General features: G+C 69.4%; 25 protein-coding genes. 11 read left to right on the top strand and 14 right to left on the bottom strand.

Translation table 11 applies throughout. The features are described from left to right. Positions 1 to 37: 37 nt before the first annotated feature. A complete protein-coding gene (locus ACFOW8_RS19370; RefSeq protein WP_278262620.1) occupies positions 38 to 241 on the bottom strand; it encodes a cold-shock protein in 204 nt (67 codons plus the stop codon). Positions 242 to 429: 188 nt separating this feature from the next. On the opposite strand from ACFOW8_RS19370, the gene ACFOW8_RS19375 reads away from it, so the two are divergent. Both ACFOW8_RS19375 and ACFOW8_RS19380 read left to right on the top strand, forming a co-directional pair. Further along, a complete protein-coding gene (locus ACFOW8_RS19375) occupies positions 430 to 1,449 on the top strand; it encodes a hypothetical protein (RefSeq protein ID WP_378552251.1) in 1,020 nt (339 codons plus the stop codon). 115 nt (positions 1,450 to 1,564) lie between these two features. Next, positions 1,565 to 4,078 (top strand): GmrSD restriction endonuclease domain-containing protein, encoded by a 2,514-nt coding sequence (locus tag ACFOW8_RS19380; protein ID WP_378552253.1) that lies wholly within the window; start codon positions 1,565 to 1,567, stop codon positions 4,076 to 4,078. On the opposite strand, the gene ACFOW8_RS19385 is transcribed toward ACFOW8_RS19380, so the two are convergent. Continuing rightward, a complete protein-coding gene (locus ACFOW8_RS19385) occupies positions 4,045 to 4,347 on the bottom strand; it encodes a hypothetical protein (RefSeq protein ID WP_378552254.1) in 303 nt (100 codons plus the stop codon). The two genes, ACFOW8_RS19380 and ACFOW8_RS19385, sit on opposite strands and share 34 nt — an antisense overlap. A 94-nt stretch (positions 4,348 to 4,441) precedes the next feature. Here ACFOW8_RS19385 and ACFOW8_RS19390 point away from each other — a divergent pair, with 94 nt between their 5' ends. Then, positions 4,442 to 5,392, top strand: a complete 951-nt coding sequence (locus ACFOW8_RS19390; protein ID WP_378552255.1) for an endonuclease/exonuclease/phosphatase family protein — start codon at positions 4,442 to 4,444, stop codon at positions 5,390 to 5,392. A gap of 76 nt (positions 5,393 to 5,468) precedes the next feature. Then, entirely contained in the window at positions 5,469 to 6,917 is a 1,449-nt protein-coding gene (locus tag ACFOW8_RS19395; RefSeq protein WP_378552257.1) for a metallopeptidase, read from the top strand. On the opposite strand, the gene ACFOW8_RS19400 is transcribed toward ACFOW8_RS19395, so the two are convergent. The 3 genes from ACFOW8_RS19400 to ACFOW8_RS19410 are packed head-to-tail and all read right to left on the bottom strand — an operon-like array spanning position 6,918 to position 9,655. Beyond that, the gene (locus ACFOW8_RS19400; protein ID WP_378552259.1) at positions 6,918 to 7,376 is read right to left on the bottom strand and encodes a 6,7-dimethyl-8-ribityllumazine synthase; all 459 of its coding nucleotides are present in this window, start codon (positions 7,374 to 7,376) and stop codon (positions 6,918 to 6,920) included. A gap of 24 nt (positions 7,377 to 7,400) precedes the next feature. Continuing rightward, positions 7,401 to 8,237, bottom strand: a complete 837-nt coding sequence (locus ACFOW8_RS19405; RefSeq protein ID WP_378552260.1) for an alpha/beta hydrolase — start codon at positions 8,235 to 8,237, stop codon at positions 7,401 to 7,403. Next, on the bottom strand, positions 8,234 to 9,655 hold the full coding sequence (locus tag ACFOW8_RS19410; protein WP_378552263.1) for a M20/M25/M40 family metallo-hydrolase: 1,422 nt from the start codon (positions 9,653 to 9,655) through the stop codon (positions 8,234 to 8,236). Before ACFOW8_RS19410 ends, ACFOW8_RS19405 begins: the two co-directional genes overlap by 4 nt. Before the next feature lie 119 nt (positions 9,656 to 9,774). Here ACFOW8_RS19410 and ACFOW8_RS19415 point away from each other — a divergent pair, with 119 nt between their 5' ends. Further along, entirely contained in the window at positions 9,775 to 10,518 is a 744-nt protein-coding gene (locus ACFOW8_RS19415; RefSeq protein WP_378552264.1) for a DUF4191 domain-containing protein, read from the top strand. A gap of 53 nt (positions 10,519 to 10,571) precedes the next feature. On the opposite strand, the gene ACFOW8_RS19420 is transcribed toward ACFOW8_RS19415, so the two are convergent. Together ACFOW8_RS19420 and ACFOW8_RS19425 are read right to left on the bottom strand one after the other, a co-directional pair. After that, complete coding sequence (locus ACFOW8_RS19420; protein ID WP_378552265.1) at positions 10,572 to 10,955, bottom strand: YrdB family protein; 384 nt, start codon at positions 10,953 to 10,955, stop codon at positions 10,572 to 10,574. A 32-nt stretch (positions 10,956 to 10,987) separates the two neighbouring features. Then, the gene (locus tag ACFOW8_RS19425) at positions 10,988 to 11,443 is read right to left on the bottom strand and encodes an RDD family protein (protein ID WP_378552266.1); all 456 of its coding nucleotides are present in this window, start codon (positions 11,441 to 11,443) and stop codon (positions 10,988 to 10,990) included. A 241-nt stretch (positions 11,444 to 11,684) separates the two neighbouring features. Here ACFOW8_RS19425 and glnA point away from each other — a divergent pair, with 241 nt between their 5' ends. Then, positions 11,685 to 13,121, top strand: coding sequence for a type I glutamate--ammonia ligase (gene glnA / locus ACFOW8_RS19430; protein ID WP_378552268.1), 1,437 nt, complete (start codon positions 11,685 to 11,687; stop codon positions 13,119 to 13,121). 112 nt (positions 13,122 to 13,233) lie between these two features. Here glnA and ACFOW8_RS19435 read toward each other — a convergent pair whose 3' ends face one another. Then, the gene (locus ACFOW8_RS19435) at positions 13,234 to 13,890 is read right to left on the bottom strand and encodes a lipase family protein (RefSeq protein WP_378552270.1); all 657 of its coding nucleotides are present in this window, start codon (positions 13,888 to 13,890) and stop codon (positions 13,234 to 13,236) included. A 147-nt stretch (positions 13,891 to 14,037) separates the two neighbouring features. Continuing rightward, the gene (locus tag ACFOW8_RS19440) at positions 14,038 to 14,664 is read right to left on the bottom strand and encodes a TetR/AcrR family transcriptional regulator (RefSeq protein ID WP_378552271.1); all 627 of its coding nucleotides are present in this window, start codon (positions 14,662 to 14,664) and stop codon (positions 14,038 to 14,040) included. A 127-nt stretch (positions 14,665 to 14,791) separates the two neighbouring features. On the opposite strand from ACFOW8_RS19440, the gene ACFOW8_RS19445 reads away from it, so the two are divergent. Next, on the top strand, positions 14,792 to 15,589 hold the full coding sequence (locus ACFOW8_RS19445; protein ID WP_378552272.1) for a thioesterase family protein: 798 nt from the start codon (positions 14,792 to 14,794) through the stop codon (positions 15,587 to 15,589). A gap of 61 nt (positions 15,590 to 15,650) precedes the next feature. Next, entirely contained in the window at positions 15,651 to 17,294 is a 1,644-nt protein-coding gene (locus ACFOW8_RS19450) for a CocE/NonD family hydrolase (protein ID WP_378552273.1), read from the top strand. A gap of 36 nt (positions 17,295 to 17,330) precedes the next feature. Here the strand turns inward: ACFOW8_RS19450 and ACFOW8_RS19455 are convergent, their stop codons facing one another. Further along, positions 17,331 to 18,290, bottom strand: coding sequence for an NAD(P)H-dependent flavin oxidoreductase (locus ACFOW8_RS19455; RefSeq protein WP_378552275.1), 960 nt, complete (start codon positions 18,288 to 18,290; stop codon positions 17,331 to 17,333). A 146-nt stretch (positions 18,291 to 18,436) separates the two neighbouring features. Between ACFOW8_RS19455 and ACFOW8_RS19460 the strand changes: the two genes are divergently transcribed. Further along, a complete protein-coding gene (locus tag ACFOW8_RS19460; protein ID WP_378552276.1) occupies positions 18,437 to 18,733 on the top strand; it encodes a hypothetical protein in 297 nt (98 codons plus the stop codon). Here ACFOW8_RS19460 and ACFOW8_RS19465 read toward each other — a convergent pair. Then, positions 18,675 to 19,244: a TetR/AcrR family transcriptional regulator gene (locus ACFOW8_RS19465; RefSeq protein WP_378552278.1), complete on the bottom strand. Its 570-nt coding sequence runs from the start codon at positions 19,242 to 19,244 to the stop codon at positions 18,675 to 18,677. The two genes, ACFOW8_RS19460 and ACFOW8_RS19465, sit on opposite strands and share 59 nt — an antisense overlap. Positions 19,245 to 19,343: 99 nt before the next feature. On the opposite strand from ACFOW8_RS19465, the gene ACFOW8_RS19470 reads away from it, so the two are divergent. Continuing rightward, on the top strand, positions 19,344 to 20,006 hold the full coding sequence (locus ACFOW8_RS19470) for a class I SAM-dependent methyltransferase (protein ID WP_378552280.1): 663 nt from the start codon (positions 19,344 to 19,346) through the stop codon (positions 20,004 to 20,006). Positions 20,007 to 20,080: 74 nt separating this feature from the next. Beyond that, positions 20,081 to 20,722, top strand: coding sequence for an HD domain-containing protein (locus tag ACFOW8_RS19475; protein WP_378552282.1), 642 nt, complete (start codon positions 20,081 to 20,083; stop codon positions 20,720 to 20,722). 233 nt (positions 20,723 to 20,955) lie between these two features. On the opposite strand, the gene ACFOW8_RS19480 is transcribed toward ACFOW8_RS19475, so the two are convergent. The 3 genes from ACFOW8_RS19480 to ACFOW8_RS19490 are packed head-to-tail and all read right to left on the bottom strand — an operon-like array spanning position 20,956 to position 23,694. Beyond that, entirely contained in the window at positions 20,956 to 21,687 is a 732-nt protein-coding gene (locus tag ACFOW8_RS19480) for a copper homeostasis protein CutC (RefSeq protein WP_378552283.1), read from the bottom strand. Between the two features lies 1 nt (position 21,688). Beyond that, the gene (gene nagB / locus ACFOW8_RS19485) at positions 21,689 to 22,468 is read right to left on the bottom strand and encodes a glucosamine-6-phosphate deaminase (RefSeq protein ID WP_378552284.1); all 780 of its coding nucleotides are present in this window, start codon (positions 22,466 to 22,468) and stop codon (positions 21,689 to 21,691) included. After that, entirely contained in the window at positions 22,456 to 23,694 is a 1,239-nt protein-coding gene (locus tag ACFOW8_RS19490) for an N-acetylglucosamine-6-phosphate deacetylase (RefSeq protein WP_378552315.1), read from the bottom strand. Before ACFOW8_RS19490 ends, nagB begins: the two co-directional genes overlap by 13 nt. Between the last annotated feature and the right edge of the window lie 158 nt (positions 23,695 to 23,852).

The raw sequence follows: 23,852 nt of genomic DNA on the forward strand, positions 1-23,852 counted from the left end.
CGCACCGAGCGGTGCGGGGCCTTTCCTCACGCGAAGATCAGATGGCGCGGACGTCCTGCGCCTGCGGGCCCTTCTGGCCCTGGCCGACCTCGAACTCCACGCGCTGTCCCTCGTCGAGGGACTTGAAGCCGGAGCCGCCGATCGCGGAGTAATGCACGAAGACGTCGGGGCCGCCTCCGTCTTGGGCGATGAAGCCGAAGCCCTTCTCGCCGTTGAACCACTTAACAGTGCCTTGAGTCATGTGTTTTACAAGTCTTTTCCGTAGATGAGCCATGGCTATCTCTGTGATCAGCCCAGTCTCAGCAGCCAAGTATGCCATACTCCTTGGCAAAATGCCCACATGGCATCTGGAAAAGGCGATCTGGGCGGAGTTCGCAGGTCAGAGTGACCAGACTCGCCGCGCGAAGCGCGGTGTGCCAGTCTTGGCGGATGGGTGAGACCAACGACGCGCACGCCGGACACCACGACCTGGCCCTGCGGGTACTCGACGCACACGTCGCGTTCACCAAGGACCAGCTGCTCCACCCCGTCGGATTCCTCGAACTCGCCACCGAGGAGGTCGACGCTCTGCTGGCCGAGGCCGCGGAATTGACCCTGGCAGGTGCCGTCACCAGGGAGCAGATCAAGGGCGTCGCGCACAAGTACGCCGTGCAGATCCCGGTCGAGGGCGCGATCCCCGAACTCGTCGGCGAGATCGCGGCCCGGCTGTATCACCACCGGGCCCAGGACGAGACCGCCGTCGGCGCGGTCGTCGACGATCGCCGCTTCGAGGAGCTGGTCACCGCGGTAGCCGACATGGAGGTCACCCACCGGCTGGTACGGCTGGTGCTCGCCAGCCCGGTGACCGTCGATGCCTGTGTGGAGGCGGTGCAGCGCGCGGTGGTCGCCGCGGTCGACGAGGGCCGACACCACGACGGCGGCGGTCTGGCGGGGACGCTGCGCGGCGCGCTGGCCCGGCTGGCCGAACCCGCGCTGCCCGCGATCGAGAACAGTGTCGGCCGGATCACCCGCAGCGGCGCCCGATTCGTATTGCGCGGCAACCGCGACGACGCCGACGAGGTGCTACTCGACACCGCCCGCGAAACCTGGCGCAAACACACCGGCGACGCCGTCGGTTCGTTTCGTGACCTGGTGTCGGCCAACGATGTCGAGGACGCGGTGGTGCTCACCTTCGAGTTCTGGCGCACCTTCCGCGAGACGGACTACTTCCACGCGCTGCTCGACGAGGGCATCGATCACGTCTTCGACAAGTACGGTGACACCCCGCTGGCCGAGCTGCTCACCGAGCTGGGCATCGGCCGAGCCGACCTCATCGAGGAGGCCTTGCGGTTCGGCCCTTCGGTACTCGGAAAGCTCGACGAACGCGGCTATCTCGACACCGCGATCCGGCGCCGCCTGGCCCCGTTCTACGCCTCGGACGCCTTCCTGGCGGCGGTGACCGGCCAGTAGCGGATCCCCGGCGCGAGCGTGAGTCCTGTTCGGCCGCTGGCACGTCGGGGTATGTCGGTACGATCCGTGCAACGATGGGGCGTCTGCGCTACCGGATCGCGATCGAAAGGCTGCCGTGACACGTCTGTCCTCCCTGCTCGACCAGATCGACTCCGGCGCGGTGCTGCTGCCCGAATTCCAGCGTGGATACGTGTGGAACCGGGATCAGGTGCGCGGGCTCATGCGGTCGCTGTACCTCGGGTACCCGGTCGGCGGGCTGCTGGTGTGGGAGACCGGGTCCGAGGACATCGCGGTCCGCGGCGCGGGCGGCGGTACCGGCCTGCGTCAGCTCCTGCTCGACGGTCAGCAGCGCATCACCACGCTCTACGGCATCATCCGTGGCCGGGCACCGTCGTTCTTCGAGGGCGACGCGGTGGCCTTCACCGGCCTGCACTTCGATGTCGACCGTGAGGTTTTCGAGTTCCAGGTGCCCGGCCGCGACATCGCGCCGACCTGGATCGATGTCACCGAACTGTTCGCGCTGGGCCCGGTGCACTACCTGCCCCGGTTCACCGAGGTCGCGCCGGACACGCTGGCGGCCTACCTCGACCGGTTGAACAAGCTGCGCGAGATCACCCACCGTGAGTTCAATGTCGAGACCATCACCGGCTCCGACCGCACGGTCGACGAGGTGGTCGACATCTTCAACCGGGTCAACTCCGGCGGCACCAAACTGTCCAAGGGCGACCTGGCGCTGGCCACGCTGTGCGCGCAGTGGCCGCAGGCCCGTGGCAATCTGCGCGACCATCTGATCCGCTGGGACAAGGAGGGCTACAGCTTCACCCTGGACTGGTTGCTGCGCAATGTGATCGCCGTCGGCAACGGCAACGCCCACTTCGACGCGCTCGGTGACCTGTCCCCGGCGGAGTTCGAGCAGGCGCTGGCCGCGACCGCGACCCAGGTGGACACCTTCCTCGACACCGTGGCGGGCAGGCTCGGTCTCGACCACGATCGAGTCCTGATGGGGCGCTACGCCGTTCCGGTGATCACCCGCTTGCTGTTCGTCAACGGCGGCGGCTTCGACAACGACCTGCACCGCGACCGGGTCCTGTACTGGTACATCCATTCCGCGCTGTGGGGCCGGTTCAGCGGGTCCACCGAGACCTTCCTGCAGCAGGACTACGAGACTCTCGAACGCGGCGGGATCGACGGCCTGATCGCCTCGCTGGAACGGCTGCGCGGCGGCTCGCTCGACCTGTGCGCCGACGATTTCGGCGGTGCGACCAGGGGCTCACGGTTCTACCCGCTGCTGTACCTGCTCACCCGCGTCGACGGGTCACGCGATCTCGGCACCGGCTCGGAGCTCGGTATCGAGCAGGTCGGCGAACGCACACCGGTGCAGGTGCACTACCTGTTCCCGAAGGCCACACTGCGTGCTGCGGGCTACGAGCGCAACGAGATCAACGCGATCGCCAACTTCTGCTTCCTCGGCCCCGGCTCCGAGGCCGAACTCGGGGAGCGTGAACCAGCCGACTACCTCGCCGAGATGGAGCGGCGGCACCCGGGTGTGCTTGCCTCGCAGTGGATTCCGACCGACCCGGCGCTGTGGCGGGTGGAGAACTATCGCGAATTCCTGCGCGCGCGGCGGCTGCTGCTGTCCACCGCGGCCGACGCGTTCCTGGAGAAGCTGCGCACCGGCAAGCTGCACCGGCCGACCCTGCTGACCGTCGGGGTGGCCGGGGCGAGTTTCGGTGACCCGGCGGTGGAGCAGGTGAACGCGCTGGTCGACGATCTGGTCGCCGACGGCTTCGGCTTCCCGCTGCTCGACAGCGAGGTATCGGATCCGGTCACCGGACGCGAACTCGCTGTCGCGGAGGCGTTCTGGCCGGAGGGACTGCAGCCCGGTGTCGGCATGCCGGTGGTGCTGGTGCTCGAACCAGGCAACGCCGACCTCACCCGCCTGGCCCAGCTCGGCTACGCGGTATTCACCTCCGCCGACGCCCTGCGCGGCTACGTCGACAATCTGCGCGTGGAGATCTCCGGCGACACCGGCCTCTACGGTCCTGCCGCCGACGTCGCGGTACTGGCCGACCGGCTGCCGGCCACCTGGGTCGGCAACTCCGAACAGGTCTGGTTCCGCTTCGCCTGGGACCTGCTCGAACGCGACCGCGCCGACGGTCCCGACGCGGTGCTCGACCCCGAACAGGTCTCGCTGCGCTACATCGCGCTGTGGGCGCTCACCCGCACCTTCTATATCCACGCCTTCGACCAGGGCAATCCGGGGGAGTGGCGCTACTACCTCGGCGAGACCATCGGCCCGGCCCCGCTGGTCCCGCGTGAGTGGCTGGCCCGCCGCGTCGTCGACTCGGGTGCGCTGGCGCCCGGTGCCGTGCCCGGCGACGAGGACATCGTGATCGCCCTGGTGCACGGCGTCATCGAGGTGGTCGAGGACGTCGCCTCCGCCCTGGCCCACCTGCTCGGCGGCCCCGGCCTGTTCGCCTCGCTCTGGGCATCGGCCGGCGCCGCGGAACACTACGGCTACCCGCTGTCCACCGACCAGATCAACGACCTCATCAACCAGGTCGTCAGCGACCCGGCCTCCCGCAAGATCCAGGCCTACAACTGGATCGAGGCAGGCCTGCCACTCTGAGGCGAGGTCAACCGTCCGAAGGTGGCGACGAAGTCACGTAGTGCGGCGCGTGCCTCGCCGTGGCGGTGGCCACGCGCCGCTTCGACGGTGACGGCGGTGCCCGCGCGGATCGGCAGTTCGCGCCAGCAGACCGGCAGCACCGGCAGCTGCACGGTGCGCTCGGCGACGGTGAGCGTGAGTGCGCAGGTGTAGCGGGTGGCCAGCGCCGCCAGTTCCTCGACGGCCTCCTCGGTGAGCGGACCCGCGGCCGTGAATCGCTCGAGATACATTCCGCCTCCTTCCGTGCAGCCAGTGTAGTTTCCACAGAGATCTCTCGAGCCGCCCATAAGGAGCCGACAAGGCTCGCTGCATAGGGTGAGGCCCATGATGCGTGAGTGGATGGGGCGGGCCATGCTCGTTCTCGGGTGGGGTGCGGTCGCCACCGCGGTGGTCGGGATCGTGCTGCATCTGGGGAAGTGGTCGCAGCGCTCGATGGTGCTGCTGGCGTCGGGGGCGATGTGGTTGATGCTCGGCGCGGTCGTGGGGTTGATCCTGCTGGTGCTCGCGCGGAGCTGGCGCAGCGCGGTGGCGGGGGCGGCGGTGCTGCTGGGGGTGTTGTGGCTGGTCGCGCCGTCCTATCTGCCGGAGAGCAGGGCTGCGGCCGGGCCGGAAGTGGTGGTGTTGCAGTCGAATCTGCTGTTCGGTCAGGCCGATCCTGCCGCTGTGGTCGCCGCCGTGCGCGACAACGAGGTCGACGTGCTCACCGCAGAGGAACTGACCGACGGCGCGATCGACCGGCTGCGCGCGGCGGGCCTGGAAGATCTGCTGCCCTACACCTACCTGGAGCCCGCCCGGTCCGGCGGCGGTGGCACCGGTATCTACAGCCGATATCCGTTGCGGGACACGAGGAAATACGACGGCTTCGTGATGAGCAATATCTCCGCGACGATGGAGCACCCGCAGCGCGGTCCGATCCCGGTGTTCGCCTTCCACCCGATGCCGCCGAATCTCGACTTCGCGGCGTGGTCGGCGGAGATGCGCCGCGTCGACGAGATCCTGGCCGCCACCGCCGCGCCCGCCATCGTCGGCGCCGATTTCAACGCCACCCGCGATCATTCGGCCTACCGCGCGCTGCTCGACGGTCCCTTCGCCGCGGCCGCCGACCAAACCGGTGACGGGATTCTGCTCACCTTCCCCGCGGACCGGCGCTGGGGACCGGTGCTCGGCATCGACCACATTCTCGTCGCAGGTGGAGTGGCACAACAGGTTCGGACGCTCACTCTCCCCGGCACCGACCACCGTGCGGTGCTGGCCACCGTCCGGATGGACAGCTGACCGATCTCGATTACCATGTGAGCGCTCGACAGCGGACCGCTCGGCGTCCGCGTCATTCCTTGGGGAGGAACAGCGGATGATCAGACATCGATTCGGCATGGCCGTGGCCGCGGCAGCGGCGAGCGTCGGCTTGCTCGTCGCCGGCTGCTCGGCGACCACCGTCGCCAGTGACCAGGCCGTGCCCGCGATGGACAACCCGTGGGAGGTGGCCGGCGCCGCGTCGAGCACCGGTCCCAGCGGCCCGCGGCCCGGTGTTCCCGACACCGACAAGCAGGCCGAGAACGGCGACGGCGGCGCGATCGACACCCTCGCGCTGAACGCCATCGCCGATATCGAAGAGTATTGGCAGACCGAGTATTCCAAGACCTTCCGCGGCGATTTCAAACCCGCGTCGAAGTACCTCTCCTGGTCGGCACGGGCACCGGAGTCCGAGGCGGTGCAGTTCTGCCTGAGCAGCACCTACAAGCTGATCAACGCCGCCTACTGCCCGCTCGACCACACCATCGGCTGGGACCGCGCCGTGCTGTTGCCGCTGCTGGTGAACAAGTACAAGGAGATGTCGGTGGTGATGGTGCTCGCCCACGAGTACGGCCACGCCATCCAGGCGCAGGCCGACCTGCTGCGCGGCATCTTCACCGACAAGCTGGTGAAGGAGCAGCAGGCCGACTGTCTGGCCGGGGTCTTCCTGCGCCATGTCGCCGAGGGCAACTCGAAGCACTTCACCCTCAACACCACCGACGGGCTCAACGGTGTGCTCGGCGCCACCGTCGCCGTGCGCGACCGCGACCCCAACGATCCTGACGCCGTGCACGGTTCGGCGTTCGAGCGGGTCACCGCCGTACAGATGGGTTACACCGAGGGCGCGAAGTCCTGCAAGGACATCGACGAGGACGAGATCGAGCAGCGTCGCGGCGGCCTGCCGGTGACCTTCGAGGAGGGCGAGCGCGAGGAGCAGTTGCCCGTGAACGAGGAGACGCTGAGCTCGCTGGCCACCCAGCTCGGCAAGTCCATGCCGGTCGAGAACCCGCCGACGTTCGACTACACCGGCGTGACCCGTAACTGTGCCTCGACCACCACCACCGAGCCGGTGTCGTACTGTCCGGGCCGAAACACCATCGGCACGGATCTGCCCGCCATGGCCGAGCGCGCGGGCGAGGGGGAAGCCGGTGCGAACGAACCGCTCTCGGCGGTCGTCACCGGTGATTTCGACGCGGCCGTGGTCTTCGTATCGCGCTACGCGCTGGCCGTGCAACGGGACCGGAACCTGTCGCTGACCGGTGCCGCGACCGCGGGCCTGCGCACCGCGTGCCTGTCCGGCGCGCTGACCACGAAACTCAGTGAGCCGGGCAGTGATCCGCGGCTGTCGGCGGGCGATCTCGACGAGGCGGTGTCGGGCCTGCTCGCCGACGGCCTGGCGGCCGCCGACGTCAACGGCGAGGTGGTGGCCAGTGGCTACCAGCGGCTCGAGGCGTTCCGCACCGGTGTGCTCGACGGTGAACAGGCCTGCTTGACCACGTTCGGGTAGTCAGCGGGCCGCGGGCAGTGACCGCAGGGAGCTGAGGGTGTTCGCCACCGCGCGGGCGGCCTCGGCTCCCTTCGTCACGAAGTGGTTGGTGTAGTAGTCCACATGCTCACTGTGCTCGTGGAAGTGGTGCGGGGTGAGCACCACCGAGAACACCGGCACGTCGGTGTCGAGCTGCACCCGCATCAGGCCGTCGATCACCGCGGAGGCGACGAAGTCGTGGCGGTAGATGCCGCCGTCGACCACCAGCGCCGCGGCCACGATCGCGTCGTAACGGCCGGTGCGGGCCAGCCGCTTGGCGTGCAGCGGGATCTCGAAGGCGCCGGGGACGTCGAACACCTCCACGGCCGCGGGGTCGAAGCCGAGGTCGGCGTATTCGGCGAGGAACCCCGCGTGGGCCTTGGTGACGATGGAGCTGTGCCAGCTGGCGCGGATGAAGGCGACCGAGGACGTGTTTCCCATGCGTGGAGTGTACTAGCCCCTAATCTACTCGGCGGTAACATGTTGGTCGAGCCATCCGATGAGGTCGCCGATCACCTCGTCGCGCTCCGGTTCGTTGAACACCTCGTGGAACAGCCCCGGATAGCGCAGCACCGTCACGTCGCCGGAACCGGTGCCGTGTTCGAGCACATCGGCGCTCGACGGCGCGGCGATGGTGTCACCGGTCCCGTGCAGCACCAGCAGCGGCGCGGTGAGCGCGGTGAGGCGCCGCTTCACCAGGGCCGTGTGCCGCAGGATCTCCACGGCGGTTCGCGCGGGCAGCCTGCCGCGGAACACCAGCGGGTCGGTGTCGTACGCGCGCACCACCTCGGGATCGCGGCTGATCGCCGACGAATCCAGCTCGAGCACACCGAGATCGGGGGCGAACCGGGTGAGCAGTGGGGCCGCCAGCCGCTGCAGCGGATTGCCGAGCGGGATGTCCAGCGGCGGCGCCGACAGCACGATGCCCGCCACGTCCACCGGCCCGCGGGTGGCCAGGTGCAGCACCACCAGACTGCCCATCGAATGGCCGAGCAGGAACCTGGCCGCGCCGGGGTGCGCCGCGCTCGCCAGGTCGAGCAGGGCCGCCACATGGTCGGCGGCGGCGTCCATCGACCCGATATTGGCGCCCGAACCCGCTGATCGCCCGTGCCCGACGTGGTCGAGCGCGTACACCGCGAACCCGGCCGCGGCCAGCTGATCGCCCAGGTATTCGTAGCGTCCTGAGTGCTCGGCGACCCCGTGCACCAGTGAGATCACCCCGAGCGGCGGTTTTTCGGGATGCCACGCGCGCCACGCGATCCGGCCGCCGGTGCCGGTGAATTCGCCGGTGTCGGTCGTCATCGGCGCGCTCCTTCCACTTGGTCGGGCGCCACCGCGAGCCGTGCGATCAGGCGCCGGTTGAACTCGATCAACCGAGCGTAGTTGAGCCGGGAGATCCGTTCGTCGGTTCCGTGGATCCGCGCCAGATCGGCCGCTGTCAGCACGATCGGCGCGAAGTTGCAGCGGGTGCGGGCAAGGCCGTCGTAGTGGCGGGAATCGGTCGCGCCGGGCACCAGCCCGGTGGTGGCGACGATGCCGGGAACGAGTTCGGTCGCGAGTTCGGCGATCATCTCGTACGCGGGTCCTGGCCCGGTGACCCGCGATGGTTCCGACGCCGGCCCGACGAGGTCGATGGCGACGCCGAGGTCGCGGATCACCCGGCGGCAGTGCGCCAGCACCCCCGACACCGAATCACCGGGCAGGATCCGGAAATTCACCAGTGCCTCGGCGCTCTGCGGGAGCACATTGGCCTTCACCCCACCCCGGATCACCGTCGGCGCGGTCGTCGTGCGCACCAGCGACTCCGTGCTCGGACCCGCCGCGAGGATCCGGGTGACCAGCGGCGCGAGCAGCGTCGCCAGGCCGCGGGTGTCGGTGAGTTCGAGCAGTCTGCGGTGCGGTTCGGGCAGGGCCACCCGCATCCGGGCGAGCATGTCGGCGATCACCGGGGTCAGCCGCAACGGCATCGGGTGGTCCTGCACCCGCGCGACCGCGCGCGCGATTCGCCCGACCGCGGTCTGCCTGCCCGGCATCGACGAGTGCCCGCCCGCCTCGGCGACCGAGAGCCGCACCGTCGCGTACCCCTTCTCGCCGAGCATGATGCCCGCCACCGGCCGGTCGACACCGTCACCGATGCCGTCGGTGATCACCCCGCCCTCGTCGAGCAGCAGGTCGGCGTGCACGCCCGCCGCGCGCAGATGGTCGGCCATCCGCACCGCGCCGCCGTCGCCGAACACCTCCTCGTCGTGCCCGAAGGCCAGGTACACGGTGTGCTGTGGCGTGATTCCGGCCGTCAGCGCCCACTCGACCGCTTCGAGCACGGCCAGCACTCGGCTCTTGTCGTCGATCGCGCCACGGCCCCAGATGTGGTCCGCGTCGACGACGCCCGCGAACGGGGGATGGGTCCAGCGCTGCGGATCGTCGACCGGCACCACGTCCTGGTGGCCGAGCAGGATCGCCGACACGTGCCCAGGCTCGGCGCCGTCCCAGCGGTAGAGCCTGCTGTGGCCGAACATGGTCAGGTGCAGGGCGGCGTGCACGCGCGGGAACGAGGTCTCGAGGTGACGGGCCAGGCGGGCGAACTCCGCGTCGGCGGTGTCGGCGGGGTCCTCGGTGGAAACCGTCGCGCAGCGCAGCGCCTCGGCCAGACGCTGGGCCACCTCGTCGTCGACACCGTCGGTGACCGGGGAGCTGCTCGGATTATCGATGATCGGGCGCACCCTCGCATTCTCGCCGGTGCCCGGCTGGTTCGCCGTCGAAGGCGCCCGAATCGCCGTGTTCGCCCGTCCCGGCCCATGCGGTCAGCCGGGTCGGCGGGCCGCCATCTAAGCTGGGAGCCATGGCAGGAGGCAAGGGCGGCAAGCCGTCGAAGGAAGCCAAGGCCGCGGCGAAAGCGGCCCGTAAGCAGGCATCACGCGAGCGGCGTCAGCAGCTGTGGCAGGCGTTCAACATGCAGCGCAAGGAAGACAAGGCGCTGCTGCCGCTGATGATCGGCGCGCTGGTCGGCACGACGGTGGTGTTCTTCCTCATCGGCCTGATCTTCGACATGCAGTGGTTCCTGCTGCCGCTCGGTCTGCTGCTCGGTGTGCTGTTCGCGTTCATCATCTTCGGACGACGCGTGCAGAAGAACGTCTACCGCAAGGCCGAGGGCCAGGCCGGCGCCGCGGCATGGGTGCTGGACAACCTGCAGGGCAAGTGGCGGGTGGCCAACGGCATCGCCGCGACCACCCAGCTCGACGCCGTGCACCGCGTGATCGGCCTGCCCGGCGTGATCTTCGTGGCCGAGGGGTCACCGCAGCGGGTCAAGTCGCTCATCCAGCAGGAGAAGAAGCGCACCGCCCGCCTGGTCGGTGACACCCCCATCTACGAGGTGATCGTCGGCAACGACGAGGGGCAGACCCCGCTCAAGGATCTGCAGAAGTTCCTCACCAAACTGCCGCGCAATATCGACGTCAAGCGGATCGATCAGATCGAGGGCAGGCTGTCGGCGCTCAGCTCGCGCAGCGGTCCCGCCATGCCGAAGGGCCCGATGCCCCAGGGCGCGAAGATGAAGGGTATGCAGCGCGCCATCCGCCGCCGCTGACCCTGCCTACCGACGAGCTCGGCACCTGATCGCAGGTGCCGAGCTCGTGTCGTTCAGGACTGGGCCGCCCGGCCGGTGAGCAGCCACAGCACCCGGTCGTAGGCCAGCAGCTGGTAGACCACCAGCACCGCCGCCGAGGCAAGGGCCAGCCGCGGCAATCCGGCCGCCCACAGCGCGACGGCCCCGCCGAACAGCACCGTGACCTCGACTAGCAGCCGTACCGGACCGGGAACCGGGACCGGTGCGTCGCCGCCACGGCTCGGATCGTCCGGCACGGCGAAGGTCCCCCAGAGCGCGGCGGCGGCGATCGGCAGCACCACCACGAGGACATAGCGCCAGGGGGAGTCGAAGCCGCGCCAGCCGTACACCCCGAAGGACACGATGGCGATCAGTTCGAGCAGGAACCGCGCGGTGAGCGCGGCGGGATTCAGTGACACGCCGCTGAGCGTACGACCGCGCGGCGGTGGTGTCAGCGCGCGTTGACCAGCGCGGTGCCGGTGGCGCGGTCGTGCATGCCGCGGCCGTCGGCGTCGGTGAACAGGGCGGGCACCACGAACACCAGCAGCACCTGCCTGGCCAGGGCCCGCACGAAACCGACGGCGACCGGGCCGTCGATGCGCAGCACCCGCAGCCGCAGGAAATACTGGCCCGGAGTGAAGCCGAACAGCGTCACCGCGGCGACGCCGATCACGAACCACACCAGCAGCGGCACCGACGACGACGCGAAGCTGCCGGTGATCACCGCGGCGATGCCGACCGCGATGAACCAGTCGACGAACAGCGCGACCACCCGGCGCCAGGTCGCGGCGAGCGAACCGGCGCCCTCGCGGGGCAGCCCGTACAGCTCGCCGGGGTAGCCGAAAGTTTCCGGGTCGCCCGGTTCTGCGGGATTGCCGGAGAGCCAGGTGCCGGTGATACGTGCCATGCCCTCCAGGATAGAGGCGCCGTCACGGCGGCATCGGTGGAGGTCAGCTGGCTGCGCACGCGCCAGGATGGCAGGATGAGGCTGCAGGTAGCGCCCCGAGGGGCCACATCACCCGGCATCCGGCACGCGTAACACTGGCGAAACACGGCCTTGACTGTAGGGAAACACCACCTCCATACCGTCAGGTCGCGACGAACCCATGCATCGTGAACGGCTGGGAACCGATCCGTAAGGAGAACAAGTGACGTTCAGCACGGCCGAAGAGGTCATCCAGTACATCAAGGAACAGGACATCGAGTACGTCGATATCCGCTTCTCCGACCTTCCCGGCGTTCAGCAGCACTTCTCGATCCCGGCCAAGGCGTTCACCGCGGACCTGGCCGAAGAGGGTCTGGCGTTCGACGGCTCCTCGGTGCGTGGCTTCCAGTCGATCGACGAGTCGGACATGCTGCTGCTCCCCGACTTCAGCACCGCCCGGATCGACCCGTTCCGTGCCGCGAAGACCCTGAACCTGAACTTCTTCGTGCACGACCCGTTCACCCGCGAGGCCTACTCCCGCGACCCGCGCAACATCGCGCGTAAGGCCGAGGAGTACCTGCGTTCGACCGGCATCGCCGACACCGCCTACTTCGGTGCCGAGGCCGAGTTCTACATCTTCGACGGCATCCGTTACGGCTCGGGCATGAACGGCTCGTTCTACGAGATCGAGTCCATCTCGGGTTCGTGGAACACCGGCGAGGAGTTCAACCCGGACGGCTCGCGCAACCTGGGCTACAAGGTCCGTAACAAGGGCGGCTACTTCCCGGTCGCGCCGTACGACCACTACGTCGACCTGCGCGACAAGATCGCCACCAACCTGCAGAACGCGGGCTTCGAGCTCGAGCGCGGCCACCACGAGGTCGGCACCGCCGGTCAGGCCGAGATCAACTACAAGTTCGGCACCCTGCTCGGCGCGGCCGACGACCTGCAGCTGTTCAAGTACATCGTGAAGAACACCGCGTGGCAGGAAGGCAAGTCCGTCACCTTCATGCCGAAGCCGCTCTTCGGTGACAACGGCTCGGGCATGCACGTGCACCAGTCGCTGTGGAAGGACGGCAAGCCGCTGTTCCACGACGAGGCCGGCTACGGCGGCCTGTCGGATCTGGCGCGTCACTACATCGGCGGCATCCTGCACCACGCCCCGTCGCTGCTGGCGTTCACCAACCCGACCATCAACTCCTACCACCGTCTGGTGCCGGGCTACGAGGCCCCCATCAACCTGGTGTACTCGCAGCGCAACCGCTCCGCCGCGGTCCGCATCCCGGTCACCGGCAACAACCCGAAGGCCAAGCGCATCGAGTTCCGCGCGCCGGACTCCTCGGGCAACCCGTACCTGGCCTTCGCCGCCATGATGATGGCAGGCCTGGACGGCATCAAGAACAAGATCGAGCCGCTGGCCCCGGTCGACAAGGACCTCTACGAGCTCCCGCCGGAGGAGGCCAAGAACATCCCGCAGGCCCCCACCAGCCTGTCGGCGGTCATCGACCGTCTGGAGAGCGATCACGACTACCTCACCGAAGGCAACGTCTTCACCGAGGACCTGATCGAGACCTGGATCCAGCTCAAGCGCGACAACGAGATCGCCCCGGTCAACCTGCGCCCGCACCCGTACGAGTTCGAGCTCTACTACGACGTGTAAGCCAGACCTGCGGGAATCGGCCCGCTCGTTCGTAGTAGGCACGCAGTGACAACGAAGAGTCCCCCTCGGCATCCGCTGAGGGGGACTCTTCGTTGTCGGCAGCGCGGTCCGGCTAGGCGCCGCCGAGCGCCATGGACTGCACTGTGCGCGTCGAGCAACCATCCGGCACGGTGTGTCCTGCGAGCCGGTCGTCGATCCAGCCCAGCGCGGCGGGAGTCGCACTGATCGCGAGGCTGACGTGCTCACTCAACTGGTCCCTGGTATAGGTGATCGGCGCACCATCCGCGCACCACTGTGCCACCGCCTTGTCGGGCCCGGCGATGTCGATGATCTCGTCGTGCACAGCGCTGTAGAGGAACAGCGGCGCGGTCGAGGCCACGGGATCGAAGTCGAGGGCGTCGATCGAGGTGTGGACCTGCTCGAGCAGTTGTCCGAACGAGATCGTCAGGTAGTCGTCCATGCGCAGGAACGCGTGCTGGGCCACGTTCGGCGTCATGCACTTGCTGTCACCCGCGGCTATCAGGGCATGCCCGGCCGGGGTCAGGGATCGGTCGAAGGCCGCAGCCAGGTGTGGATCGGCGCGCAGCATCCCCGGCAGGATCGACGGCAGGAAGCCGGCGAACGGACCGCCGTCGAGCGACTCCAGGTAGCGGCCGACGGGCGTTGTCCAACCACCCATGGCGACACCGACCAGGCGTATCTCGGGAGCGTAGGTCGGGTGGACCTGCGCGGCCCAACTGGTGCCGTATGACCCGCCGGAGTAGCCCATCGCGGCGACCCATCGAGACGCCTGAAGGCAGTGAGCGTACCCGCCCCGATCAGGTTGGACGCCCTAATCGGCGACGCGGATCGAGCCGGATTCGCTCGCTCCGGGAACGACCGCACTCGAATGCAGGCCGTGGCGTGGGCGCCGCGATCACGAGCGGAGGAACAGGCGCAGCGACTCGTCGACGACGGCGTCGCGCGTGCGGCCGTCCGGATCGGCGTCCGGCCGCAGCCAGATCGAGGCGTGATTGAGGATTCCGTGCAGGCAGTGCAGGGCGACCGAGGGGTCGGGGCAATCGAATTCGCCGGTGCGCAGTCCGGCGTCGACCACCTCGCGGAAGAGCTGGTCGTGCCTGCGGCGCATGGTCTTGATGGCTTCGGCGTGCTCGGTGGGCCACGGTGCCGGGAACGAGAACAGCGTTCCCACTTCGGGATACAGCGCGGTGATCACGCGTAGTTGTTCGGTGACGAGTGCGCGGAGTCGTTCGGCCTGCGGCCGGTCGGCGGCGGCGTCGAGTGCGGCGCGCAGGTGGGTCAGCACATCGGTGGTGAGCTTTTCCAGCGCGGCGGAGACCAGCGCGTCCTTGCTCGGAAAGTAGTGGTAGAGCGTGGCTTTCGCGATATCGGAGCGTTCGGCGACATCTTCGAACCGCATGCCCTGATAGCCGCTGGTCACCAGGATCTGCAGTGCGGCGTCGATCATCTCCGCCTTGCGGCGACCGCGTCGTCGCGCGGCCCGCCCGGCGGGCACGACGCTCTCGCTCGCCGTCGAAGTCATCGGCCGATCATATCCGCGCCCATCCCCGCGCGTGTTCGCCCGGACCCTGTCCGGCGGGCTGTGAATCCGACCACAAGGATGTCTGATCAACTTTCAGGATGAAAATTCGACCCGTAGGTTGAACTCTGTGACGGAGACGAACACCCTGGCGGCGACCGCCTACTTCGAGCGGGTCGGCGCGCACCGCTTCCGGCCGACCGTGCACGCCGGTGGCGCCTGGAACGACGACGAGCAGCACTTCAGCCCGCTCGCGGGTCTGATCGTCCACGAGATCCAGCGCGCCGGCGACAACCGCCGGGCCCTGGATCCGAGCCGCATCAGCTTCGACATCCTCGGCAAGATCGGATTCGAGGAGTTCGACATCGAGGTCAGGACAATCCGTCCCGGCCGCACCATCGAACTGGTCGAGGCGACGGTCGTCATCGCGGGCCGCAGTGTCGTGAGCGCGCGGGCCTGGCTGCTGAGCACGCAGGACACCGAGAGCGTGGCGGGTGGCGATCCCGACCGGCTGCCTGCGCCCGGATCGCTGTCGCCGTGGCCGCTGGGCGAGCTGTGGTCCGGCGGCTATATCGCCTCGCTGGACGTGCGTCCCGTCGGCATCCCGCAGCCCGGCCGGACCACCGCCTGGCTGCGGTCACCGCTGACCCTGGTGGCTGGGGAGCCCGCTGATTCGCTGGCGTCGTTCCTCGCGCTGGTCGACACCGCCAACGGCATCGCTGTCCGGCAGGAACCCACCAAGTGGATGTTCCCCAATGTCGATCTGACGATCCACCTGTACCGGCAACCCGAGGGACCGTGGACCGGCCTCGACACCGAGGTCACCTTCGGCCGCGCGGGCCAGGGCTTGACCTCCACCGTCCTGCACGACATCCACGGGCCGGTCGGTGTTGCCGAACAGATCCTCACCGTCCGCCCGCAGCCGTAGTCGCCCCGGCCCCCGGATCTCGGGGCTGGACGCCGACGCCGGGAACGGCAATAGTCCATCCGTGCGATGGGGTGTGATGGTGGCGCGGGTCGCCGCCGGTGTGGCGTTGATGCTCGGTATGGCGAGTCCGGTCTCGGCCGAGCCGGTGAACGCGGAGTTCACCTGGACTCAGGACTATCTGACCGCTGCGGACGGCACGCGGTTGCATGTGGATGTGCTGCGGCCCGCCGGGTTGGCCGAGGACGCACGCACCCCGGTGCTGCTCACCGCGAGCCCCTATCGTGCGCACCTGGCCTACCTCTCCGAGCCGCGCCCCTTCGGCGGGCCGTCCACCGACAACCTGCCGGTGGAGTGGGCGCTGAAATCCGGCTATACCTATGTGATCGTCGATCTGCGTGGCTACGGCGGCTCCAACGGCTGCCCGGATTTCGGTGGTCCCGGCGAGCAGGCCGACGTGACGACCGCCGTGGAGTGGGCGGCGAGCAGGCCGTGGTCGACGGGCCGGGTCGGCGTGGTCGGCACGTCCTATGAGGGCTGGACCGGCATGCTCGCGCTGGCCGCGAAGCCGAAGGGCCTGGCCGCGGTGGCCGCGTTCGAACCGGTGGTCGACCCGTACTCGTACCTGTACATGCAGGGCATCTCCTGGAAGTTCGGCGGCAAACCCCTCACCGAGGACGGACTGCGCCCCGCCGATTTCGCGGGCCCAGAGCATCTCGCCATCGCCCACACCCCCGGCCGCTGGGACGACTCGCCCGAGTACCAGGCCAATGCCGTGCAGATGACGCAGCAGTGCGTCGACGACTACCTCGCCCTCACCACCGACCACGACGGCGCGAACACGGGCTGGCGCGACCGCGATCTCGTCGACGACCTGCGTGGCAATACGATTCCGCTGTTCCTCGGCCAGAGCTTCCTCGACTCCAACACCCGCGCCGACCGGGTACTCGAGGCGTGGCAGGCGATGGGGCCGGGGGAACACCGCGGCTGGTTCGGGCAGTGGGGGCACTCGGATTGCCGCGCCAAGTGCGGGACACCGCATTTCAACGCCGAGCTCGCCGCATTCCTGGACCGGCACGTGGCCGGTGCCGACGTGCAGGTGCCGGGGCCGCCGGTCACGGTGGGGCAGTTCGACGGTGGCTGGCGCGGCGAGAAGGTCTGGCCGCCGACCGATTCCCGCCGGGTCGCGATCGACCTGCGCACCGGCACCTTCCAGGATCGCGGACTGCTGCCCGGCCCCGATCGTGAGATCTGGTCCGTTTCGGCACCGGTCACCGACACCCTGCACCTGGCAGGCCGCGCCACCGCGACCTTCGACCTGACCGGTCCGCCGAACGCCACCGTCGCGCTCGAGCTCTACGACATCGCGCCCGACGGCCGCGCCACGGTCATCACCCGTGGGATCGCGCCGGTCACCCAGCAGGCGCGGATCCGTCTGCTCTGGCAGGACGCGCGCCTGGCCACCGGCCACCGCCTCGGCATCCGGATCACCGATGTGGTCGACGACGTCTGGTCACACGCCCCGGCCAACGCGACCGTGACGGTGCACGCGGCCCGGCTGGAGCTGCCCGTGCTCGACACGGCGCGGGCTGACGATCTCACCGGGGGAGTGCCGATCTGGCACGCCAGGTGGCGGACCGAGGAGACGATCCAGCTCGACCAGGATTGGCTCGGCGACCAGGCTCGGTCCATCGGCCCGATCGAGTAGGACACCCGCGCCGGCACGGTCCTGCGCCGGGCCCGCTCAGCGCCCCAGCAGCTCAGCCGCGTCCGCGCACATCCGCTCGATGATCGTCGCCGCCGGTTCGACATGGCGGATCAGCCCGACGCCCTGCCCCGCGTCCACCGGCGCGATGGTGACATCGTCGCTGTCCATGGCCGCGCGCAGCACCTCGGCGGTCGGTCGCTCCTCGTCGAATTCCGGGCGCGACCACGGATCGGTCACGTCGTTGCGCAGGACCCGCGCCGGGTAGATCGGCGGCCACGGCAGGTCGAGCACCTCGTCGAACACCGTGGTCACGACCGTGTGGGTGGAGTCGGCGGCCAGCATCGCCCGGCGCGCGTTCTCCGGCAGCAGCGATTCCTCGGCCGCGGCAAGGCCGGTACCCAGCCACGCCCCCGCCGCGCCTGCCGCGAGCACCGCGGCCAGGCTGCGCCCGGAACCGATCCCACCCGCGGCGAGCACCGGCACCGACGCGATCTCCAGCACCGCGTCCAGCAACGGCAGCAGCGCGAGCCGGTCGGCGCCGTGCCCACCACCCTCGCTACCGCGCACCACGAGCACATCGATTCCAGCGTCCTGAGCGCGATGCGCACCCGGCACGTCGTAAACCTGGGTGGCCGTGCGGATTCCCGCCGCCCGCACCATCGGCACCCAGGTGAGATCGGTGCCGAAACTGATCGAGAGCAGCCGCGGTCCGGCGGCGATCGCCGTCGCGAGCAGCCCGGTCTCGTGCTCGCGCACCCAGTCGACAAGGCCGATCCCGAATGCCGTGTCCCCGGCGGCCGCGACCTCGCGTTCCAGCGTCGCGACCGAGCCCGCACTGCCCATCCCGATCATGCCGAGACCGCCCGCCGCGTCGACCGCCGCCGCGAGCCTGCCGCCCGCGACGCCACCCATCGGCGCGTTCACGACCGGTACGCGCAGACCGAGCGAACGCGACCATGGCGTCGCCAGGCGGTGGTCTTGCGGAGTGCTGGTCATGGGCTCGGCACCTCTCGTCGCGGCTCTGCGGTGTCCATCATGCCAAGTGCGACCGCCGCACCGTGGCCGCCTGCGGCGAACCGGCGTGGCCCGGACCTGGCCGGCGTAATGTGCCTCGGCAATGTCGTACCCACGGAGGGATGCGGATGACGATCAGGGACCGGCTCGAGCAGGTGATCACCGCACCGCCCGCGGTGTTCGGCGAACCGCTGGAAACGGCCGACGGATCCACCGTGCTCACGGTGACCCGCGGCGGCGGATTCGGCCGGGCGCCCCGCCCGCTCGGCATCTTCGTCGTCCACGACGGCCGCGCCGACTGGGTCCCCGCCGTCGACTCCACCCGCATAGCCCAGCTCGGCGAGTGGATCGGCCTACTCACCGGCGTCATCGCAGCGCTGGCGATCCTGCGCCGTCCGCCCTGGCCGGACCTGCGCCGCCGCTGATTCCGTAGAGGACCAGCGCCTCGAACCGCTCCCACGCCTGTTCTGGTGCGATCGCGCAAGCCGGGTCGATGATCCTGGTGAGGACGCCGACCAGCCCCCACGACAGGAACGTGACGGCGTCGTCGGGCTGGTCGAGCAGTTCGGCGAGCAGCTCAGCCAGCGCCCTCCGGTAGGAGTGCAGGGTCGTCGTAGTCGCCTTCGGCCCGATGAGCGGCCGGTACACCTGCGGATACCGCCGGGCGAGGTCGAACATCACCCGGAGCGGGGCCAGCGCCGAGGTGTCGGTCCGGGTCCGGGTGACTTCACGACGCAGGAAATCGGTGCAGCTCACCAGCAGCAGGTCGTCCTTGTCACGGTAGTGGGCATAGAAGGTGGAGCGCCCGACGTCGGCGCGGTCGATGACGTCGCTGACCGTCACCCGGTCGTAGCCGCGCTCGATCATCAGCTCGATCAGCGCGATATGCAGCCTTTCCCTGGTCCGGCGGACCCGGCGGTCGGTGCGCTCGGCCATCATTCCTCCACGGGACTGATCGTCGGATCTGTCCGGAAACGGACAGATCCGAGGGTTCTGGTTCTGGTCGGGCCCGCTGCCACGCTCGACGATGGAGACATGTCGAGAAACCAGCTTCGCACCCCCATGTTCGTCGATCACAGCGACACCGGCGTCGTCATTGCCGGCCTGCGCCGATATAACCTGTTCACCGCCGTCTTCTTCCTCGGCAGGCAGCGCAGCCTGCTCGCCGAGTTCGTCAGCACCGCCGGGGCGAGTGAGGCGGATCGGGTCCTCGATATCGGTTGTGGTCCCGGCAAACTCGTCCGGGCGCTCGGCGCTGCGGTCGGCCCGTCGGGGACGGTGGTCGGTCTCGACCCGTCCGATATCGCGGTCGCAGACAACCGCAGGCGCGATCCGGCCCCGAATCATCGATACGAGCACGGCGTAGCCCAGCAGTTGCCGTTCGGCGATGCCGAGTTCGATGTCATCACCTGCACTTTCGTGATGCACCACGTGCCGGAGGAACATCGGTCAGCGGCCGTCGCGGACATGTGGCGGGTGTTGCGGCCCGGCGGACGGTTGCTGCTGGCCGACGCGGCACCGTCGCCGCTGCTTCGTCGGACACTCGGTCGGGTGTTCGGTTCCGGTGACCCTTTCGCCGCAGTCGACATCCGCCGCTATACCGATGAACTGCGGGCGATGGGATTCGTCGACCCCGAGTACCGGCGGAGCCGCTATCAGACGGGAATTCTCACCGTGGCCAAGCCCGCGTCCGCCTGATCCGGTTGGTCTGTCGGTGCCCTCGGCTAGGGTCGATGTCGACAACGATCGCCAATCGAGCACGGGGGTGTGGGATGAAGTTCGATCAGCGCGAGACCGATGCGCAGGTCTTCGCCATCGCGGCGCATGGCGAGCAGCGCTACGGTGACCGGCCGTATGTCATGCACCTCGCGGCAGTGCGGGCGGTGCTCGACGACTTCGGTTACGACGGTGCTCTGGCAGCGGCGGCCTGGCTGCACGACGTCATCGAGGACACGCCGGTCACCGCCGAGGAGATCGAATCCCGGTTCGGCCGTGCGGTGCTGGACCTGGTCTGGGCGGTCACCGGCGTCGGACCCGACCGCAAGGCGAGGAATCTGAACGCCTACGGCAAGATCGCCGCCCACCCGCCCGCCGTCATCCTGAAACTGGCCGACCGCACCGCCAACGCCGAAGCCAGCCCGGCAGACAGCAGCTGGATGGGCATGTACCGCACCGAGCACCCCACCTTCAAGGCGCACCTCGGCGGCCTTCTCGCCGACGACCCGACTGTCGCCCGCATGTGGGTGCGCTTGGAACGCAGCCTCGACCTTTCGGTCGCCCCGCCCGACGACCGATGGGCCGAGATCGACCGATTAGCGGCGGCGGGCAAGCACGCGGAGGCCGTCGCCGCGGTCCAAGCGACCTTCACCTGCAGCCAGGGAGAAGCGGAACTCATTCTCGCCGAACGCTCGTAGTGGCGCAGTAGCTCGGGCGCGCGGTCGGCGAATGCACGTCGTGCAGTACAGATCTGGAGTGCGAGGGGATTTCGATGGGCCGCTGGCAGTCGCGGTGGCTTCGTGGCGGCGCCCACCCGTCACGCGAGCAGGTCGGTGCGTGGCCTCGGCGAGCTTCCTGTGGTCACCTCCCGAAGTGATCTGGCCCGGCACGGGTAGCCGCGCGGGCCGAGGCCGAACCACGGCCGGCACGGTCAACGCACGGCACTTACCGCGCGCCACCGCGTAGCGACCGCGCTCGCGACTTCGAGATCGAATTGGTCATGACCGCAGGTGCCCCCACCACCCGGCCCGCCGTCGTCGGCGACGAGGCGGCGTGCGGACAGGTGGACGGCGTCGACACCGGCCCGGCGTAGCGCGGGCAGGTCGTCGAGGGTCACGCCGCCGCCCGCCATGATCTGGATCCGGCCCGCGGCATGGTCGACCATGCCGGCGAGCTCGTTCACACCGTCGGCGCAGCGCACCGCACCACCCGAGGTGAGCACCCTCGTCACGCCGAGCTCCACCAGGGTGTCCAGCGCGGCCGCCCGGTCGCCGACCTGATCGATGGCCCGATGAAAGGTGATCTCGATGTCCGACACCGCGATACCGGCGAGCACCCGTCGCAGGACGGCGCTGTCGACGCGCCGATCCGCCGTCAGCGCGCCGACGACCAGCCCCGCCGCCCCGGCCGACACCGCCGCCCGCGCATCGGCGTTCATCACCGCGATCTCGTCGGCGTCGAGGTACCGGAATCCGCCTGCCCGGCAACGGATCAGCGCGTGCACCGGAATCCTCGTCGCCACCACCGCGCCGATGGTGCCGGCGCTCGGCGTCAGGCCGCCGGTCACGCCGAGCGCCGCGCACAGCTCCACCCGGTCCGCGCCCACCCGGCGGGCGCCGAGCGCGCCCGCCACGTCCTGGACCGCGAACTCCAGCGCGGGCATCTCAGAACGACTGCCAGGCAGGCTTGTTCGCCAGTGCGTACTTGTAGTAGTCGGCCAGCTTCAGCTTGCTCGCCGCCGCCTCGTCGATCACCACCGTGACGTGCCGATGCCACTGCATCACCGACGCCGGGCAGAACGCCGACAGCGGCCCCTCCGCGGCGGCGGCGATGGCGTCGGCCTTGCCGGCGCCCAACGCGATCATCACCAGATGCCCGGCCTCGCCGATGGTCCCGAGTCCCTGGGTGAGCACATGATGCGGGACGTCCTGCGGCCCGTCGAAGAAGCGCGCGTTGTCCTTGCGGGTCTGTTCGGTCAGCGTCTTCACCCTGGTCCGGGAGGTCAGCGCCGACCCTGGCTCGTTGAAGCCGATGTGCCCGTCGGTGCCGATACCGAGCAACTGCACGTCCACCCCGCCCGCCGCCGCGATGGCCGCGTCGTAGCGCCTGCCCTCCCCGGCGATATCGCCGGCCTCCCCGTTCGGGCTCAGCACCCGCGCCGGATCGAGGTTCACGTGATCGACGAACTCGGACCGGATCACCGAGAAATAGGACTGCGGATGTTCTTTCGGCAGCCCGACGTACTCGTCGAGCAGGAACGCGCTCGCGGTCGAGAAGTCGAGCTTCCCGTCGCGGTAGCGTCGCGCCAGTTCCTGATAGCTGCCCAGCGGCGACGACCCGGTGGCCAGACCGAGGATCGCGTTGCCGCGTTCCACATAGCCGCCGACGATATCGGCGACCGTCGAGGCCACCTCCTGCTCGTCCGCCCGGATCACGATCTCCATCGGCTTCCTTCCGTTCCGGCGACGAACACCCGCCGCGGTTGTAGTGACTTGTCCGTGATGAGCAGGTCGGCACGAGCGCCGACGGCGAGTGTGCCGCGATCGGCGAGACCGAGCATCCGCGCCGGCGTCCTGGTGGCGGCGGCGACCGCATCCGGCAGGGGAACCCCGGCTTTCGACACCGTCCACCGCAGCACGTCGAGCAGCCGCGCGGTCCCACCGGCGATCGCTCCGAGCTCGGCGCCACCGACGGGCGCGGCCGGCGTGCTGCTCTCGGCGGTGTTCGCACCGGGCACCGGACCACCCCTGGCAAGTCGGGCGACCCCGTCGCGCACCCGCACGTCCAGCGCGCCGAGCTGATAGTCCCCGTCACCGAGCCCGGCCGCCGCCATGGCATCGGAGACCAGCGCGACCTGGTCCGGCCCCACGGTGTCGAACACCATCGCCACCGTCGCGGGTGCCACATGCACTCCGTCGGCGATCAATTCGACCACCATGTCGCCACGGCCCGCCGCGGCCAGGCAGGCGGCAACCGGTCCGGGGGAGCGGTGGTGCAGTTCGGGCATCCCGTTGAACAGGTGGGTTGCGGTGATCGGCTTGCCGAGGGCGTCGGTGATGCGGGCGGCGGTGGTCTCGGCCGAGGCGTCGGTGTGCCCGAGGCTCGGCAGCACGTCGTGGCGCCGCATGGCGGCGAGCAGTTCGCCGAAGTGCGCGGTCTCCGGGGCCAGTGTCATCGACCGGACGGCGCCACGCGCGGCCGCGCACACCCGGTCGAACAGGGCGGGATCGCCCGGGATGATCGCCGCGGGATCCTGCGCGCCGCAGCGGATGGCATTGAGGAAGGGCCCCTCGAGATGTACCCCGAGCAGTTCCCCGGCTTCGACGAGGCCCGCGAGCACCTCGGCCTGCCGGACCAGCACCTCCGGCCGCGCCGACACCAAGCTCCCGAGCAACCCGGTGCTGCCATGCCGCCGATGTTCGCCCGCCGCGACGCGAGCCCCCGCCGCATCGGCATTGGGGAAGCCGAACCCACCACCGCCGTGGCAGTGCAGGTCGATCAACCCCGGCAGGATCAGCTCGTCGCTGCGTGCGGGCAGCCGCTCCACCTCCGGGTACACCGCGGCAGCACCGACCCGGCTGATCCGGCCGTCCACGAATTCCACCACCCCGTCGGCGATCTCCCCACCCTCGACACCGACCAGACGCCCCCGCACCACACCGGCACTCACCACAGCGCCCTCCGCTCCACCATCACCCGGCGCCACCTTCCACCTCGACCCGTGTCGGCCCACCTCGCCGCGCCTGCCTGGCCGCCACGATCGAGACATCGGCCGCGAACCGTGTCGGCCGCGGATCGTGGCGACGCCGACGAGCGTGCGACAGGGCA

This window comes from Nocardia rhizosphaerae (genome assembly GCF_042650365.1).
Classification (GTDB): Bacteria; Actinomycetota; Actinomycetes; order Mycobacteriales; family Mycobacteriaceae; genus Nocardia; species Nocardia rhizosphaerae.